Genomic DNA, 18223 nt, shown 5'->3' with positions numbered 1-18223 from the left:
ATTATACATTACTTGGCAAGTATTTCGTAAATGTATTCCGCATCGTTCATCGAGCTATAAAACTTAAGATATGTTTCCTACTCAATTTAGTAGATCACGATATAGTGTTTTTTCTAAATAGTGCATCATATGGTTAACTTACAAGGGTGAATAGTGACATTTTTGTATTAAAAAGGTTAGACTATGCACCATTTATTAGATTGGGAAGAGTAGTTTTGGAACAAAAAATTCCTCAGCATGTTGCCATTATTATGGATGGAAACGGTCGTTGGGCTGAAAGTAGAGAGTTACCGCGTATTGAAGGTCATAAAGCGGGCGTTGAATCAGTAAAAAAAATGATTCGCTGCTGCATGACTAAAGGAATTCCTTGTCTTAGTTTATTTGCTTTTAGCTCTGAAAACTGGTGCAGACCTGCGGAGGAAGTTAATTTTTTAATGGAATTATTCCTGGAGTCCTTGCGAAAGGAAATTTTTGAATTGAATCAGCATGGAATCCGCATGCGATTTACTGGTGACCGCAGTGAGCTCTCGCCTGTGTTACAACAGCAAATGCGAGAAGCTGAGCTTTTGACAGTAAATAATAAGCAATTAATTTTGAATGTGGTTGTAAATTATGGTGGTAAGTGGGATCTGGTGAATGCAACAAAAAAAATAGCCCGAGCCGTATTGAATGGTGAATTCTCTGTAGAAGAGATAAACGAAGCCAATTTTGCTCGTTATTTAGATACAGAAGGATTGCCCGATCCTGATTTATTTATTCGTACCAGCGGTGAGTTGCGAATTAGTAATTTTTTCCTCTGGCAGCTTGCCTATACAGAACTATACTTTAGCGAAGTTCATTGGCCGGATTTCGGTGAACATGAACTTGAGTTGGCTTTAGTTTCATTTAATAAAAGAAAAAGAAGATTTGGGCAGATTTCCTAATTAATTTTAACACTAAGAAGGCAAAATTATGTTCTTGCAACGCTTAATTACAACACTGATTTTAGTTCCCTTAGTTTTATGGCTTATTTTCTATGGTAATCAGTGGCTTTTGGCAGGAATTGTTTTACTGGTTTTTTTTGCTGCAAGCAAGGAGTGTCTTCAATTAGTTCCTTTGAAAAATAGGGTTTTTCAAGCAGGATTTTTTATGTTGATGTTTTTTTGTTTGTGGGCATGTAATTATCTTTTTTCATATTGGTTATATGCTGGATTAATTATTTGGGCTATAAATATTCTTGCTATTCTTTATTTTCCCAGCTCTCAGAAGTATTGGGGTTATCCTGTCATTGTAGCGGCTGTATGTCTGGTGCTCTTACCATTATTCGTGCAAAGCCTTATTCACTTATATTATTTACCTCATGGTAAAACCTTACTTGTTTATTTATTGTTTTTAATTTGGGTTTCAGACACAGGGGCTTATATTAGTGGAAAGCTTCTAGGAAAACATAAATTAATTCCACAAGTTAGCCCTGGAAAGTCTTGGGAGGGGGTTGCTGGTGGGGTTATTTTGTCCATGCTTATTGCTTGGATTGGTTATAGTTATTTTAACCCAGATGTCGCAGTTCATTGGTTCGCTTTAGCCATATGTACTATAATTATTGCGATCTTTGGTGATTTATTCATCAGCATATTGAAGCGTCGTTGTCATTTAAAAGATACAGGCGCTATTATTCCTGGTCATGGGGGTATTTTAGACCGTTTGGACAGTTTAATTGCAGCTTTACCTTTATTTTATTTCGGACTCACTTTATTTGTGAGGGTGAAGTAGCAGGAAAGAACTTTTACTTAAATCTTTGAGAATTTTAGGAGAGTAATTCTCGAGTATACTTCATTTGGGATTGCACTATGCTTTCAACATTGCTGTATTTTCTTTTGGCCTTAGTCTTGTTGGTTACCGTCCATGAGTATGGTCATTTTCAGGTGGCGCGTTGGTGCGGTGTTAAAGTACTCCGTTTTTCGTTTGGTTTTGGCCCTATTTTGGCACATTGGCATGATAAAAAAGGAACAGAGTATGCTTGGTCTCTGTTTCCTCTTGGCGGCTATGTCAAAATGCTTGATGAATCAGAAGGAAATGTTGCCGAAAACGAACGTCATTTAGCTTTTAATAATCAATCTCTTTGGAAAAGAACTGCGATTGTTCTTGCAGGTCCTTTTTTTAATTTTCTTTTCGCTTTTATCGCTTTATGGTGGGTATTGGTTATAGGTATGCAGTCTTTAGCGCCTATGATCGAAGCGGTGAAACCTAACAGTATTGCGGCTCATGCTGGAATAAAAACTAAAGAAGAAATCGTTGCGTTAAATGATACTAAGATCAACAGCTGGCGCGATTTTCAGTACGCGATCATGCCTCTTATAGGCTCTCAGGAAACGATCCAATTAACACTGAAATCCATGGTTGATGGACATCTACGTCATGTTTCTTTGCCTTTGGCTGATTGGAAATTGGATAGTAAAAAGCCAGATCCTCTTCAAAGTTTAGGGATCGAGCCTTTTATTCCTTCAATTCCTCCTATAGTTGGTGAAGTTGTACCAAACTCCCCAGCAGCAAAAGCAGGATTAGAAAATGGCGATAAGATATTAAGTGTTGATGGAAAACCATTTAATGACTGGCTGTTTTTAGTTAGTTATGTGCAGGAACGTCCAGCGAAACAATTGACCTTATCTATTAATAGAAAAGGCAGTATACAAAAAGTTGTAGTTCAAACTGGCAGCCAGGAAAATAAAGGGAAAGTGGAAGGGTTTTTAGGAGTACGGTCACAAAAGGTCGATTGGCCAGCACATTGGTTACGTTTGGAAAGACAGGGCCCTTTACCTGCCGTAGGTACTGCATTAAAACAAACGGTACAATTGACCGCTACCACATTTACTTTAATAGGTAGGTTGGTTACTGGAAAATTGGAATTAAATAGCATTAGTGGCCCAGTGGGTATTGCTCAGGGAGCCGGTGACTCTGCGCGCAGTGGGTTAACTACCTATTTATTTTTTCTTGCTCTGGTGAGTATTAGCTTAGGGGCATTAAATTTGTTGCCTATACCTATGCTGGATGGTGGACATTTACTGTATTATTTATTGGAAGCAATTCGACGTAAGCCTGTATCTGATAATTTAAAATCGGCAGGGGCTTATTTAGGTTTATTGCTACTAGCCGCTCTTATGTTTATCGCATTGACTAATGATTTATCGAGACTGGCAGGATAGTCAGAGATATTAATTGGGTCACAATCGCATAGTATTGGCAAAGTCAGGGAACAAAAACTTGACAGTAGTTTCTACTTCCTATAAAAAGTGTTTCAATTTTAGGTGTACAGAGTTTGATTATTAAAAGTACACGTAGTACTGGGCGTAAAATAATAATGAAAAAAATCAGCAGTAAGTTAATATTAGGTGTTTGTTGTTCCTCGCTCATAGCCTGGTCTTCACAAACAATCGCAGCAGATACTTTTGTCGTTCGCAGCATTAAAGTTAGCGGTTTGCAACGTGTCTCTACGGGAACAGTACTTAACTATATTCCTGTTCAAGTGGGAGAAGAGATAGGTCCAGAATCAACTGCTGAGATTATTCGAACCCTTTACGATACTGGTTTTTTTCAATCTGTCTCATTAGAACGTCAGGGCAATGTTTTAATTGTCAATGTAGTTGAAAGAGCAACAATAGGCTCAATTACTGTGGTAGGAAATAAGGAAATTCCTAGTGACAAGATGAAAGATTTCCTTAAAGAAATGGGCTTGGTCAAAGGCCGTGTTTTTCAAACATCTACTTTGGAACGTTTGGAAAAAGAATTAAAGCAAGCCTATAATGCCCGAGGCAAATATAATGCACGTATAGAAACTCGAGTTTCTCCTTTAACCGACAATAGAGTGGGCATTACCGTTACAATTTCTGAGGGACGTGTTTCACGAATTAAACAAATCAAAATAATAGGTAATCACGATTTTTCTACCAATGAATTATTACCAGAATTTGCTTTATCAAGATCCAGCATTTTTACCTACTTTACCAAAAAAGATCAATACTCCAAGTCGGGTATGGATGCATCTTTAGAAGCATTACGCTCTTTTTACATGGACAGAGGTTACTTAAAGTTTAAGATCGTATCGTCGCAGGTATTGCTGTCCCCAGACAGAAAAGACGTTTACATTAATGTTCATATTGAAGAAGGACCTCAATATCACTTTTCAGGCTACAAGATAGTAGGAAAGCCGATATTATCACCGGAAAAAATTAATTCATTAGTACAAGTCAAAAAAGGTGCGGTTTTTTCTCGTAAAAAGGTAACTGATACAATTTCTGCTATTGGTTTGGCCTTAGGAGATGTAGGCTATGGTTTCCCAGCTATTAATGCAGACCCTCAAATTGATGAAGAAAACAAAACCGTATTGATTACTTTTATTGTACAGCCAGGCCGGCATGTATATGTTCGTCGTATTAAATTCCATGGCAATACCAAAACAAGTGATTATGTACTGAGAAGTGTAATTCGTCAGGATGAAGGCGGGCTTTTATCTCTGCATAACATTAAAGAATCTGAAAGACAATTGCGCTTATTAGGCTATTTGAAAAATGTGGATGTTAAAACGAATCCAGTACTAGAAGCAAATAATCAGGTTGATTTAGACGTGCAAGTACAAGAAGCACCTTCAGCGGAAGCGAGTGCTTCCATTGGCTATGGTACTAACGGTTATCAATTGAATGCTTCAGTAAACCAGCATAACTTTATGGGTACTGGACGTTCGATGGGGGCCGCATTTACTGCGAGTCAATGGGGACAAGACTATACTATAAACTACTACAACCCTTTTTATACTGAAACAGGTATAGGACGAGGTCTAAATTTTTATTATGCTCGTGTCAACCCCAGAAATCTTAATGTAAGTACATACAGCTCCAACCGCTTTGGTGCTGATGTGAATTATAGTATACCACTGGGTGAAACGAGCCGATGGCAATTGGGTTATGGTTATCAAGATATAGATATCAAAAGCGTTGGAAATGTAATAGTAATTAAGAATTTTGTGCAAATGTATGGAAACCATTTCCAGCAAATTAGATTATCTACAGGATGGAATCGAAACAGTTATGATCAATTTCCATATCCTACAAGAGGGATTAATCAACAGCTTTCGGCTGTAATTGCTTTACCTGCTAGCTCGGACTCTTTGTCTTATTATAAAGGGTCGTATCAAGCACGTATGTATCAACCTATAGCAAGAGGATGGATCTTCTCTTTGCAAGGGTTTGCAGGTTACGGAAATTCCTTTAACAGTAAGGGATTGCCATTTTTCGAGAACTACTATGCAGGAGGTATCGCACAACCAGGCCAGGTACGTGGATATGACAGTTTCTCTCTAGGACCATTGGATAATTTCCGTAATTCCGTGGGAGGTAACTTATTGCTCAGTGGAACCGCCGGAATTATCCTGCCTTATCCTTTAAGTCGAGACAATATGCGAACAACAGCCTTTGTTGATGCAGGTAACGTATTTGCTGTCAATACATTACCTACTTTGACTGGAAAGTATGAAGGTCCTATAAGATATTCAGCGGGTATTTCACTTGAATGGCGTTCTCCTTTTGGACCTTTGGCATTTAGCTTGGCTAAGCCGTTGAATCCTCAACAATTTGACCAAAAGCAATTCTTCCAGTTTGCTTTATCCTCAGGATTCTAATTTATAATTTTTTAACTCTTCCTCCTTCATTTGGAGGAGGATGATAAATTTTTTTATTTATTATAAAATTATCGAAAATCATGCTGTACATATCGCAACCTATTTCGAATTGTGCTAGCATCATGCTCTTTAATTTAGGAGATTAGTTATGAAGCGGTTAGGTCTGGTCCTAGTGGCCTTTGTTTTCAGCATGTTCGGCGCAGGCGCGTTTGCTGATGTAGCAAAAATTGGTGTGGTTGATCTACAAAAGATCATGCAGACTTCCAGTCAAATAAAAGAAATCCAAAAAAAGTTGGAGAAAGAATTTAAGCCGCGTCGTGATAAACTTGTTGCGGTTGAAGCTGGCATTAAAGCGGATATGGAAAAGTTCAAACGTGATAGTGCGATTCTTAGTGCTTCTCAAAAGAAAGAGATGGAGAAGAAAATTGTTAGCGCACAACAACAATTTGAACGTGATGGACAGCAATATCAACAAGAATTAAGCACCGCAAATAACGAAGCAATGGAAGCCTTGTATGCTAAAGTTCGTGCAGCAATTGCAAAAGTAGCTAAAGATGACAAGTACGACCTAATTGTACAAAAAGATGCAGCTCCTTTCAGTGCAACAACGCTCGATGTTACTGATAAAGTTGTAAAAGCAATTAATTAATTCGGCGATGTAGCGTTGCTAACTTTAGCAGAACTAGCAGAACATTTAGGTGGCGTGTGGCATGGAAATGCCAATCACGCCATTTTTTGTTTTGCTTCTTTGGCCCGAGCTACGTCACTAGATGTAGCTTATTATGATAATTCTGTATTACGTCAGTTCTTGGATACGACATCAGCGGGTGCAGTGATACTCAAAGCAAAAGATCACCATTTATATCAGGGAAACTGTATTGTTGTATCTAATCCTTTACAAGCAATGATGCAGGCTGCTCAGCTTTTATCAGTGCCTGCGTCTCCAAGATGGGGCATTGATCCTACGGCTATAATTCATCAATCTGCTCAATTAGGTCAGGCTGTATCAATAGGTGCTTACAGTGTGATTGGTGCAAATACGCAAATTGCTGATGGAGTTACAATAGGTGCAAATACTGTTATTGAATCTTCAGTAAAAATTGGTCAAAACAGTCAGATTGGACATAAAGTGGTGATCCATTCTGGGTGTCAGTTGGGCGCTTATGTAGTGATCAACTCAGGCTGTATTATTGGCGCTTCCCCTTTCAATTATTTAAAAGAGCATGGACACTGGCAACAAGGTTATAGTGTTGGTGCTGTTATTATCGAAAATCAAGTACAAGTAGGTTCTAATACGGTGATTGATAGAGGTTCTTTTAGCGATACCTATTTGGGAGAAGGGGTTTGTATTGATAATTTGGTCCAGATTGCACATGACGTATTGGTTGGTAGAAATACAATTATTGCAGGATGTGCAGCTTTAGGTGCATATGCGCAAATTGGTGCGGATTGTATTATTGGTGGTGCTAGCTGTATTGCAGCACATGTGCATTTGGCAGATGATGTCGTGATTACTGGAATGTCCACAGTAAGTAAATCTCTTGCCAAATCAGGAATTTATTCATCTGGGACTTTAGTACATGAACATCGCCGTTGGCGTCGTAATGTAGCGCGATTTCGACGATTGGATGATTATATAGTGAAACTTGGTGCCTTAGAGAAAAAGTTAAGCTGTATTAAATAGGGTCTGTCTCTATTTCTACCATCTTGACCAAACTGTCCTAATTTTCTACGATAAGATGCTCACATACTTTGTGTATGCTGCGCTAAGGTACTCGAAAATCAGACCATTTTGGCTCAAGCTAGCGAAATGTAAATAAACCTGCTAAGAAAGGATGAGTTTTTAACATTAACAATTGATTTGAACCAGTTAAATCAGGATAATGTTTTTTCCTTTGAGCCTCACTTTTGGACCATGCTAAGCATACTTATTTAAGCGAGAAATGCAATGAGTGAACCTGTAGATATAAAACAGATTTTTAGTATATTGCCACACCGTTACCCCATGATTTTGATAGACAGGGTATTAGATTTCAAGCCATTTGACTGTTTGACGGCTATAAAAAATGTCACCATTAATGAAAATTTTTTTAGTGGACATTTCCCGGAAAATCCAATTATGCCAGGAGTATTAATGCTGGAGGCATTGGCACAAGCCAGCGCACTTTTAGCGGGACTATCACAATCACCGGAAGAAATTGATGGTATTTTGCATTTTTTTGCGGGTATAGATAATGCAAAATTTAAACATGTGGTTACTCCAGGAGATCAATTGCGCTTGGAAGTAAAAATATTAGCAAGAAAAAGAGAATTTTGGCGTGTACATGGTGAAGCTTATGTAGGTGATAAACTGGCCTGTTCCGCGGATTTATTAAGTGCTGCAAAGGAAATTCAAAAGTGATAAGTGAACGAGCGATAATTCATCCCACTGCAAAATTGGCAAAAGGGGTATCAGTAGGTCCTGGTGCTGTAATTGGTGCTGATGTAGAAATTGGTGAAAATACGTGGATTGGTCCTTATGCAGTAATTGAAGGGCCTACAACTATTGGGAAAAATAATAAAATTTTCCAATTTGCTTCCGTAGGCGATGAGCCCCAAGATATTACTTACAAAGGCGAATCAACCCGATTAGAAATTGGCGATGATAATATCATCCGTGAATATTGTATGATTAGTCGAGGAACTGCTAAAGGGGGTGGTGTTACCCGTATCGGTAATAAGAACTTTTTTATGGCTTATTCTCATGTAGGTCATGATTGCATGATTGGTAATCAAATTATTTTGGTTAGCTATGCTGCATTATCAGGGCATGTAACTGTTGATGATTATGCAAATATAGGCGGATATGCAGCAGTACATCAGTTTTGTCATGTGGGTGCTTACTCCTTTATTGCTAGAGCTTCTTATGTAGCTAAAGACGTACTTCCTTATCTTATGATTTCTGGTGATACAACCTCTGCATGTGGTATTAATACTGTGGGATTACGCCGACGAGGATTTTCATCTGAAGCAATCGACGGTTTACGACGTGCTTATAAAATAATTTTCCGCAAAGGATTAACAGTACAACAGGCAGTTGCTGAATTAGAGTTGATGCAAAATGAATGCCCTGAGGTGGTCTTAATGATTGATGCATTAAATCAATCCACGCGCGGAATTGTTAGGTAATGATTACAAAAAATTTTAATTAGAGTGATATCCTATGCTAGACATTCAATTATTACGGGATGATCCGGAATTTGTTGCTACGCAGCTGTTAAAGCGGGGTTTTAAGTTTGATGTTTCATCTTTTACTGCTTTAGAAGAAAAACGCAAAGCACTCCAAGTTGCAACTCAGGCATTGCAAAATGAACGTAATTTGCGTTCTAAAGCCATTGGTGAAGCAAAGGCTCGTGGTGAAGACATAGAACCAATGCGTGAGGATATGAACCGTCTTGCTAAAGAGTTAGAAGAAAAAAAAGCTGATCTGGATGGATTATTACAGCAAATCGAAGCAATTGCCTTAAGATTGCCTAATATACCTCATGAATCAGTTCCTGTTGGCGAAGATGAGCAGCATAATCAAGAAATAAGGCGCTGGGGTAAGGTTCCCTCTTTTGATTTTCCGGTTAAATCTCATGATGAGTTGGGAGATGGTTTAGGTCAAATGGATTTTGCTTTGGCTGCGAAACTTACAGGCAGTCGCTTTGTGGTTATGAAAAATCAATTGGCCAGATTACATCGTGCCCTGATTCAATTTATGTTGGACATTCACACCCAGCAGCATGGTTACCAAGAAATTTATGTGCCTTATATTGTCAATGCAGACAGTTTATTAGGTACGGGTCAACTACCAAAATTTGAAGAAGATTTGTTTAAATTAACCGGAGAGCATGGATATTATTTGATTCCTACGGCTGAGATCCCTGTCACAAATACAGTCCGTGATACTCTTTTAAATGAACATGTTTTGCCTATTCGTTATGTCTGCCATTCACCTTGTTTTCGTAGTGAAGCAGGTTCTTATGGTAAAGATACCAAGGGGATGATCAGGCAGCATCAGTTTGAAAAAGTGGAGCTTGTTTGGATTACCAAGCCGGAAGAGTCTTATCTTGCTTTGGAGCAATTGGTTAACCATGCAGAAACCATTTTACAACGTTTAGAATTGTCTTATCGAGTGGTAACCCTGTGTACAGGTGACATGGGTCCTAGTTCAGCAAAGACTTATGATTTGGAAGTTTGGTTACCAAGTCAAAATACTTATCGAGAAATCTCATCTTGTTCTAATATGGAATCGTTCCAGGCACGGCGTATGAAAGCACGCTACAGACATGAGCAAACACGCGAGATTGAATTGGTTCATACCCTAAATGGCTCTGCCCTTGCTGTAGGGAGAACCTTGGTTGCGTTGATGGAAAATTATCAGGATAAAGAAGGGAATATTCATATTCCAATGGCCCTAAGACCCTATTTAGGGGGAATGGAATACATTCAGCGCGCATAATAAGTTAAAACAATCGTAATCAAATATTCTATATCGTTAATGAATATCTTTGTTGCAGATTTGCTGCAACAAAACAAGAGTCAATAATTGCTTTTAACATCTAACATCCTGCCCTAAAGTTATTTTCAGTTTTTTGATCACTGAAATTAAAATGTGCTCTAAGAGCTATTTGTGGCGGTGAAAAGAAAGTAAGATCATGACTCATAAAGGGACTTTTTTTTATATTAGATCTCTTTTCAAACCCTGCTGAGGGGGTGTATTGCTTTGTCGATGCGATGTTCGAGTCCTCATCTATTGGCGTGTACACCCCGGATTCCGCTGATGTATTAAGTGTTTTTTTTAAGTCGATTTCATCGCGTAAAGCATAGTTTCCTTGCATTAAATTTTCCAGTTCGTCTACAAATTTCATAGAGGCAGTAATCTCATCCTTATGGTTTTTTTCTAATTCTGAGTTTAAGTATCTGCATTGATTAAAAATCGAATTTATTTCCAAAACATCATCGTGTAATTGTTTCCAGGCTTGCAGTATGAGTTCAAAAGTTCTAGGTGTTTGCGCATTTTGATTGATGGGTGCTGTGAATAATGCTTTATTTTTTGCTGTACGTCGATAAACCATTATTATTTGATGCAGCAAGGTTTTTTTTATATGAGATTGCAGATTTGGATTGGTATTAACTGCCTTTAAAATTTTTCCTAAAAGCTCAATCTTGCTGATGTATACCAAATAACAAAATTTTATTCTTCTAACCGTGTGTGCAAATGATAGTTGCTGAGTTTTCTTTATATCATAGTTGAATAGGCTCATTTTCAGCAAGCAACGGACACTATGTTTCTGCTCCAGATTGTGAATCTTTGCTTTGGGTGGAAATGATATTTTTAAAGGTATGCTCTTTTTTTGTCTTATCTTATAACGCTCTTTTTTAATTAAAGTGATTAAATGACGTAATTTTGTTGTTAAAGATGAGGTTTTAAATAATTTTTCAATGACATTAAATTGTCCTGTAACGGTCAGAAAGAATAACAAGTTGCGTTTGCATAAGAATTTGAACTCACGATTTTTTTGTTCATTTTGATGCATCACATCGAATTTATTTGGGGTTGCCTTAATTTTTCTAAGCCAAGCGAGATACGATATGAGCAAGGGGCATGTTGCTTCGGATAATTCTTGTTGTTTGAAGAAAAATCGTTGTGGATTGTAAATAGTCTTTTTTAAATGTACATCCAGAGCTAATTGAATGGCATCCATATCACTCAATTCCTGTTCGTCCAAGTTTTAAAAGTATAGTACCTTTTGAAAAATGTGCATTTATTTTGATCTGATTGATTTTTTGATTGTCTTTCAGTGGGTTAAGTAATTTTTTGACTCAATGAATATTTATTTTTATGATGTGTTTTTATTCTGTTAAAAGAAAATTATGCTTAACGATTCTCCAGAGCTGATGCATGTTGTAGAACTTTATTTACACCATTGGTTTTCATAGGCTTCTGATTTGTTATCTCTTAATGGGAATTTATTATCTAGTAAGGGTGATATTTGCGCTATATTGTTAATATATCCTAAGAGAGTTAACAATATATAGCACTAATGCTCAAGATCCATAGCAGTTCATCAATACTCAAGTTTGATTCATTGAAATAAAATTGCATTAAATTCTTTGTTTTTTTGTGTCAAAAATTTATTTCCTATCTTGTTTTCTCTACTGGATTAACACCCAATTTAATTGTAATCTTCGTAATTACCTAATGCGATGATTTATGTTGTTTTAACGTTGATTTTAATTTAGGAAAGAATATGGTTATATATGAAGTAAATTTAGCCATTGATGAGGCTATTTATCCTCAATTTCAATTATGGTTAAAAAAGCATGTCAGTGAAATGCTCCAGCTTCCAGGATTTATGCAAGCACGTATTTTAAAACCTGAAAATGAGAGAACAGAGGATCAGGAGAAACTAACAGTGCAATATTATTTGGAAAATAGGGAGTCTTTAAACGTATATTTCGCCGAATTTGCACCTAAAATGCGTGAGGAGGGACTTAATCTCTTTAAAGATAAATTTTCTGCTCAAAGAAGAATTTTCGAGGTTCATGACACTATCGTTAAATAAATAGGGATCACAATTTATATTGGAGATTCTGGAGATTTTATCAATTTGATTTTTAAATCAAGAATTTCTTAAGGGGTAAGGTTGTCCTTTGGAATTAATATAGGATATAGAATGAGACAGATAATTAAAGTTGGATTTATATTGGTTTTGATGGCAAGCGGTAGTGCTTTTAGTGCAGATCCTGTTGAAGGACTTTATTTGAACTTACTGGGGCAGATAAGTCATGCTTCAACCCCAGATATTAATTTTACAATTAACAACCTCGTCTCTTCAGGAACAATCCAGTTAGGCCCTGTTGGTGGCGGCGTGGGAGCTGCTCTTGGATATAAAATAAAAAATTTTCGAGTAGAAGGGGAATTACTTTTTAATATAAATAATTACGGCTCGCTTAAAACGGGTTCTTGTACGCTCATAAGTCCTAAGGTATTAGGCCCTGAAGGAGTATGTCCAGATGCTTATGTGGCTACAGGCCTGGGGTTTAATGGTAACGTTATAGGGCTTTATGGACTGGTCAATGCGTATTATGATTTCCAATTCACTAATGATTCCGGTGACAGTTCGAATTTTGTTCCTTATCTAGGAGCCGGTTTTGGTGGGGCGATGATTCGACATCAGGCTTCTTTTTTATCCAATGACCAATGTGTTTCCTTGGGTACTTGTGCACCGATCATCAACGAAAGTTTCAGTACGTCAAATACTGGATTCGCCGCCCAAGGGATTGTAGGGTTTTACTATTATCTTGATGATTTTACTACCCTGGGCCTGGATTTTCGTTACGTTTCTACGCTTAGTTTTAATAAAAATAATACATCTACAAATGCGGTCAATGATACTTTTGGTATAAGTACGATAAACATTACAGCAAATTTTGCTCTTTCAAAGGCAGACTAACAACTTTTTTATGAATTCAAATAAAATGCCATGATTGTTTTTCATCATGGCATTCAATAGATGCATTTTCTCACGATTTACATGACGGTTATTAGTTTTCATTCTCAGGTTTTTTCCTGAATTCCAGATAGGCGTCGCTTTAAGTAATCTGCCCATTCAATTCAAGTATTAGAGTTCGTATACAAACCCTAAATTTCGAAGGAATGTTTTAAAATAAGATATTTTGCTTCTATAGTTTATTAATATGTGTGTTTAATTGAAATAATAGGGAAAAGTCATGACATTAAAATATGATGTGATCGTTTTAGGTGGCGGTAAAGGTGGTAAAACTCTAGCCGTTGATTTAGCAAAAAGGGGTCAGCGAGTTGTTATGGTTGAAGACAATCAGATTGGCGGTACTTGCATTAATGTGGCATGCATACCAACAAAAACGCTCGTACAATCAGCTAAGATAGCTCACTATTGTCGTTCAGCAACAGCGTATGGTTTAGAAGCTACGCTTGCTCCCATAGATTTTAAAGCGGTTCGTGCTCGTAAAGATGCGATAGTCCATGCGATGCGTGAGGCGAATTTAAAACAATTTTTAGATTCAGGAATGGATCTTATGTTGGGTCGTGGACATTTTGTAGGACCTAAGACGATTGAAGTGAATTTATCTGCACCACGAGATGGTCAAAAAGTATTAGAAATTACTGCAGATAAAATTTTTATTAATACAGGAGCTTTACCTTTTATACCCCCCATTCCGGGTCTCGACAAAGTAAAATATTATACTAATGACAGTTTAATGGATGTTGATGGAGTTCCTAAGCATTTGCTTGTAGTTGGGGGGGGGTATATTGGTCTGGAGTTTGCTCAGTTATTTCGGCGCTTGGGTGCGGACGTCACGGTGATAGAAGCTGATAGTAAGTTTATTGGCCGTGAAGATAGAGATATTGCTGATCAGGTTCTTGATACACTAACTAAAGAAGGAATTCATTTTGCTCTTAATACTAAAATCAATAGTATTCAAGCAGCAAAAGGCGAAGTAATTATCAACGCAGATCAAAATGGAAAATCTGAGCTTATTCGTGGAAGCGATATTCTTATTGCTGTGGGGCGTCTTGCAAATACAGCCGGGTTAAATTTAGAGAAAACAGGAGTCGAGCTTGATGAGCGGGGTTTTATCAAAGTAAATGAATATCTGGAAACCACAACTCAGGGTATTTGGGCTCTGGGAGATGTAAAGGGTGGGGCACAGTTTACGCATTTATCCTTAGATGATTATCGTTTAATCAAACATAATCTACAAAATCCACAGAAAAAACATTCAGTATACAGGCGGCTTATTCCTTATACAGTATTTCTCGACCCAGAACTTGCTCGTATTGGAATGACAGAATCGCAAGCTCTTGCTCAAGGTTATTCTCTAAAAATAGCAAAAATTCCTGCTGCAGTTGTTCCTAGAGCAAAAACACAAGGTGAAACAACAGGTGTTCTGAAAGCTGTTATTGATGCAAAAACAGATCGTATTTTGGGTGTTTCCATTTTTTGTGCCGAAGCTGGTGAAATCCTTGGTGTAATCCAGTTGGCTATGGAATTGGATATGCCTTATCAGAGATTACGCGATGTTATGTTTGCTCATCCTACATTAGTTGAAAGTATTAATCTGTGGTTTGCTGCAGTGACAGAAAGCGGTGGTTCTTAAGGGTCTGGATTGAGCACAAATAATTCATAATGTAATTATTTGTGCCTTCCAATCGACTGCCCACATCACTTTGCAGAAGAGAATATTTGTTCTTTTTTAATAATTATTGAATTATTTTTAGTTAAATTGATTTTATTTTGGATGAAAAACGATAAAATGTGTTGATTTCAATTTCATCTTATGTAAACCTTGCGCAACTATGAGTAGGAAATTAATTTGCACAATAATTGGTATTAGTTGTCTTACATTCGGTATGATTGGACTGTCGCTCAATAAGAAAGTACAGGTTCATGAGAAACCACTACATTCTAAAAAAGAAATTATTAACAACACAAAAGAAGTTATTAAAACCGAAAGTGTAAGAAATGTTACGTCAAGAAATAATACCTCATATAAGAGCGCTGAAAAAATAGCAAATATGGCACCTAAGAGTGCTCATAAAATTGTGGCTTCAAGAAAAAGCCCTCGGCCTAAGCACACCCCGAGAAAGGTTATTATGAAAAGCAAAAATATTGCTTTAACAAAAGTATCTTTTGAGGAATTGCCAGGTTGGGATACTGCAGATGTTAAAAAATCTTTATCAGCATTTCAGAAGTCGTGTGAGACGTTTTTGAAACAGTCGCCATCCCATGCGATCAGTACGCAACACATCAAATTAAAAGCTCGAGATTGGCATCCCGCGTGCAAGGCGGCTTTAGCTCTAGAGTCGATCTCTGAAGATTCAGCAAAAGCTTTTTTTGAAAAATGGTTTCGTCCTATTGAGTTTGCACAAAAAAAACCGGTTCATGGATTATTTACAGGCTACTACATGCCAAAAATAAAAGGCAATTTAACAAAAAGCCCCAAATACAATACGCCAATTTATGGATTACCAAAGGGAAAATATTCAACTTCCTATACTCGTGAGCAAATCGACAATGGAGCCCTTAAGAAAAAAGCACCGGTGATTGCTTGGATCCATAGTCCTGTTGAGCGGCTTTTTTTAGAGATAGAAGGTTCGGGTGTTATTCAACTTCCTAATGGTGAAAACATATATCTAGGCTATGCAGGTGAGAATGGAGCTCCTTACACGTCAATTGCCAAGGTAATGATTAATAAAGGGATCATGACGCGACATAATGCATCTAAAGCAGCGATTATACGCTATTTAGAGAGTCATCCTGAAAAAGCAAAAACGATTATCCAGAGAAATAAGTCTTTTGTTTTTTTTGAGGATTTAGGAGAGCCTATGGCTCTCGGAGCTCAAGGCATGGCACTTACACCAGGCTATTCTTTAGCTGTAGACAAAAAATGGATTCCACTTGGTGCTCCGCTCTGGTTAGATACAAAACGGCCTGACAAAAATCAAGCAGCCGAGAAACAATTTCAGCGTCTTATGATTGCACAAGATACCGGCGGCGCGATTCGTGGTTTTATGCGAGGTGATATTTATTGGGGTTCAGGAAAACTTGCAACGTTTCTAGGTGAGCATATGAAAAATGAAGGCCATTATTGGTTATTGCTTCCTAAGCATATTTTAAATCGATTGGCCAAAAAATCGCTTTAATATCTTGATTAACAATTTATTTTAGTAGAAATAATTTATATGTTCATTTTTTCAATACTTGTGATTTTGGATAATGCGATTGGAGTTACAATTTCCACTAAGAAATAAAAAATCATCTATTTGAAAAGTGCGTGGATCATTTGTCTTTGGCTTATAAAGGAAGATTTTTCTTATCATCAGGGGAATCGGCGCGAAATTAAGAGAATATACAATTATTAGAATAAAAAACACGGCTAAGGAAAGATAGAGAATGATTTTTGCTAAAGGGTTAGAGTGGGATTTGTTCCTGTAAATCGATAAATAGCTGCAAGAATAGCTATTACCTAAAAAAACAAAAAGTTCTATTAACATTATCTTTCTTTGAATTGAGTTTTTTTCCATCATACATTAGTACAAATTTGCTGACAGTGCTCTACTTTTCATGAAGCCCAAGTTAGTTTATTACTTAGTGTAAAAACTTTTGAATCTTTCAAAAAATTAATGATCTTGCTACGAAATTTTTTTAAAAGTGCACATTTTATTATTTCAGTTTCTAGAAGTGATTTAATCAAATTTTCGCATACAATTTCTTCACCAAAGGACCAATCGTTAGTCCCTGAATCAAGATTGAAAAAATCACCACTATATAGGTCATCATCAAAATCGCTTCGAAGGCAAATTCATTCGTTTTTTCTACTGTATCGCGCAGAGAAAGAGCTAGCGCTACTGAAATTCCTCCACGTAATCCACCCCAGGTGAGAAGCTTGATACTATGTGGAGCGAAATTGAGTTGACGCTTCATTAAGCTTAATGGAACTGCCACTGAGATCCAACGTGCCAGTATCACCACCGGAATCGCAATGATACCAATCAATAGGTATTGTTTATTTATGGTTAATACGAGCACTTCTAAACCGATTAAAAGGAAAAGCACCGCGTTTAATATTTCATCGAGTAACTCCCAGAAAGTATCTAGATTTTTGCGTGTTTTATAGGACATTGCAAATTTTCGCCCATGATTGCCAATAAGTAATCCAGCCACTACCATTGCGATGGGAGCTGAGATATGTATCCGTTCTCCTAATGCATATCCTCCCATCACAAGGGCAAGTGAGATAAGAATTTCAATCTGATAATTGTCAATAGATTTTAACATTTGGAAGGTGATATAGCCGGCTGCTAATCCGAACAAGACTCCTCCAATGGCCTCTGTCACAAAAAGTATTAATAAATGTGAGATGCTGATTTCATGTGTGTTTGAGGCAACTTCAAGAATGCCTAGAAAGAGGACAACACCTACTCCATCATTAAAAAGCGATTCTCCAGCAATTTTCATTTCCAGTTTCTTAGGTGCGCCCAGAGCTTTTAAAATACTCAGCACAGCAATCGGATCAGTAGGGGAAATAAGCGCCCCAAAGAGTAGACAATAAATAAAAGATATTTTAATGTTGATTGTGTAGAGCAACCAATATATTAAGAATCCTACAATAATGGTAGAGACTAGAGTACCGATGATGGCTAGCACGGTGATAACGATTTTTTGTTCAGCAAGTTGGCTAATGTTAATATGAAGTGCGCCAGCGAAAAGAAGAAAAGCCAACATTCCATGAAGTAAAGTATCATTAAAATTGATCTGCTCCAAAAAAATTCTGGCACCTGAATTAATTTCAGGCCAGATAATGCCATATATATTCAAACTCAAAGAAAGTACTAGGGCGATAGCCATAAGCCCGATTGTTGAAGGAAGTTTGAACAATTTAAAATTGATGTAACTAAACAGTGCTGAGAGGGTGATTAAAACAGCGATGATTTCAAAAAAAGACATATACACTCCTGTGTCAACAACGTAGAAATTTAATGTATGGATTCTATTTGCCTAATAT

Annotated in this window: 15 protein-coding genes; 13 read left to right on the top strand and 2 right to left on the bottom strand. The window is 37.2% G+C overall.

The annotated features are described in order from the left end of the window. Positions 1–215: 215 nt before the first annotated feature. The 9 genes from Ltuc_RS11285 (at position 216) to serS (ending at position 10130) form a co-directional block, all read left to right on the top strand. Positions 216–923: an isoprenyl transferase gene (locus Ltuc_RS11285; RefSeq protein ID WP_058521670.1), complete on the top strand. Its 708-nt coding sequence runs from the start codon at positions 216–218 to the stop codon at positions 921–923. A gap of 28 nt (positions 924–951) precedes the next feature. After that, a complete protein-coding gene (locus Ltuc_RS11280; RefSeq protein ID WP_058521353.1) occupies positions 952–1749 on the top strand; it encodes a phosphatidate cytidylyltransferase in 798 nt (265 codons plus the stop codon). A 77-nt stretch (positions 1750–1826) separates the two neighbouring features. Further along, positions 1827–3179 carry an RIP metalloprotease RseP gene (gene rseP / locus Ltuc_RS11275; protein WP_058521352.1) on the top strand — a complete coding sequence of 451 codons (1353 nt, stop codon included), beginning with the start codon at positions 1827–1829 and terminating at the stop codon, positions 3177–3179. 155 nt (positions 3180–3334) lie between these two features. After that, positions 3335–5647 (top strand): outer membrane protein assembly factor BamA, encoded by a 2313-nt coding sequence (gene bamA / locus Ltuc_RS11270; RefSeq protein WP_058521351.1) that lies wholly within the window; start codon positions 3335–3337, stop codon positions 5645–5647. Positions 5648–5795: 148 nt separating this feature from the next. Continuing rightward, positions 5796–6296: an OmpH/Skp family outer membrane protein gene (locus Ltuc_RS11265; RefSeq protein ID WP_058521350.1), complete on the top strand. Its 501-nt coding sequence runs from the start codon at positions 5796–5798 to the stop codon at positions 6294–6296. 15 nt (positions 6297–6311) lie between these two features. Then, complete coding sequence (gene lpxD / locus Ltuc_RS11260; RefSeq protein WP_058521349.1) at positions 6312–7331, top strand: UDP-3-O-(3-hydroxymyristoyl)glucosamine N-acyltransferase; 1020 nt, start codon at positions 6312–6314, stop codon at positions 7329–7331. A gap of 264 nt (positions 7332–7595) precedes the next feature. Next, a complete protein-coding gene (fabZ, locus tag Ltuc_RS11255; protein WP_058521348.1) occupies positions 7596–8048 on the top strand; it encodes a 3-hydroxyacyl-ACP dehydratase FabZ in 453 nt (150 codons plus the stop codon). After that, entirely contained in the window at positions 8045–8815 is a 771-nt protein-coding gene (gene lpxA, locus Ltuc_RS11250) for an acyl-ACP--UDP-N-acetylglucosamine O-acyltransferase (RefSeq protein WP_058521347.1), read from the top strand. Before fabZ ends, lpxA begins: the two co-directional genes overlap by 4 nt. Positions 8816–8849: 34 nt before the next feature. Continuing rightward, positions 8850–10130, top strand: a complete 1281-nt coding sequence (gene serS, locus Ltuc_RS11245) for a serine--tRNA ligase (RefSeq protein WP_058521346.1) — start codon at positions 8850–8852, stop codon at positions 10128–10130. A gap of 100 nt (positions 10131–10230) precedes the next feature. On the opposite strand, the gene Ltuc_RS11240 is transcribed toward serS, so the two are convergent. Beyond that, positions 10231–11376 carry a hypothetical protein gene (locus tag Ltuc_RS11240; RefSeq protein WP_058521345.1) on the bottom strand — a complete coding sequence of 382 codons (1146 nt, stop codon included), beginning with the start codon at positions 11374–11376 and terminating at the stop codon, positions 10231–10233. Positions 11377–11922: 546 nt separating this feature from the next. On the opposite strand from Ltuc_RS11240, the gene Ltuc_RS11235 reads away from it, so the two are divergent. From Ltuc_RS11235 to mltA, 4 genes are all read left to right on the top strand, one after another. After that, positions 11923–12237, top strand: coding sequence for a DUF4286 family protein (locus tag Ltuc_RS11235; RefSeq protein ID WP_058521344.1), 315 nt, complete (start codon positions 11923–11925; stop codon positions 12235–12237). Between the two features lie 111 nt (positions 12238–12348). After that, the gene (locus Ltuc_RS11230) at positions 12349–13128 is read left to right on the top strand and encodes an outer membrane protein (protein ID WP_058521343.1); all 780 of its coding nucleotides are present in this window, start codon (positions 12349–12351) and stop codon (positions 13126–13128) included. 277 nt (positions 13129–13405) lie between these two features. Continuing rightward, entirely contained in the window at positions 13406–14815 is a 1410-nt protein-coding gene (locus Ltuc_RS11225; RefSeq protein ID WP_058521342.1) for a mercuric reductase, read from the top strand. Between the two features lie 496 nt (positions 14816–15311). Beyond that, positions 15312–16361, top strand: a complete 1050-nt coding sequence (mltA, locus tag Ltuc_RS11220; RefSeq protein WP_420798249.1) for a murein transglycosylase A — start codon at positions 15312–15314, stop codon at positions 16359–16361. 547 nt (positions 16362–16908) lie between these two features. Here mltA and Ltuc_RS11215 read toward each other — a convergent pair. Further along, positions 16909–18165: a cation:proton antiporter gene (locus Ltuc_RS11215; protein WP_058521340.1), complete on the bottom strand. Its 1257-nt coding sequence runs from the start codon at positions 18163–18165 to the stop codon at positions 16909–16911. Between the last annotated feature and the right edge of the window lie 58 nt (positions 18166–18223).

This window comes from Legionella tucsonensis (assembly GCF_001468035.1).
GTDB classification, from domain to species: domain Bacteria; phylum Pseudomonadota; class Gammaproteobacteria; order Legionellales; family Legionellaceae; genus Legionella; species Legionella tucsonensis.
This window is presented reverse-complemented; position numbering and strand designations above follow the sequence as displayed.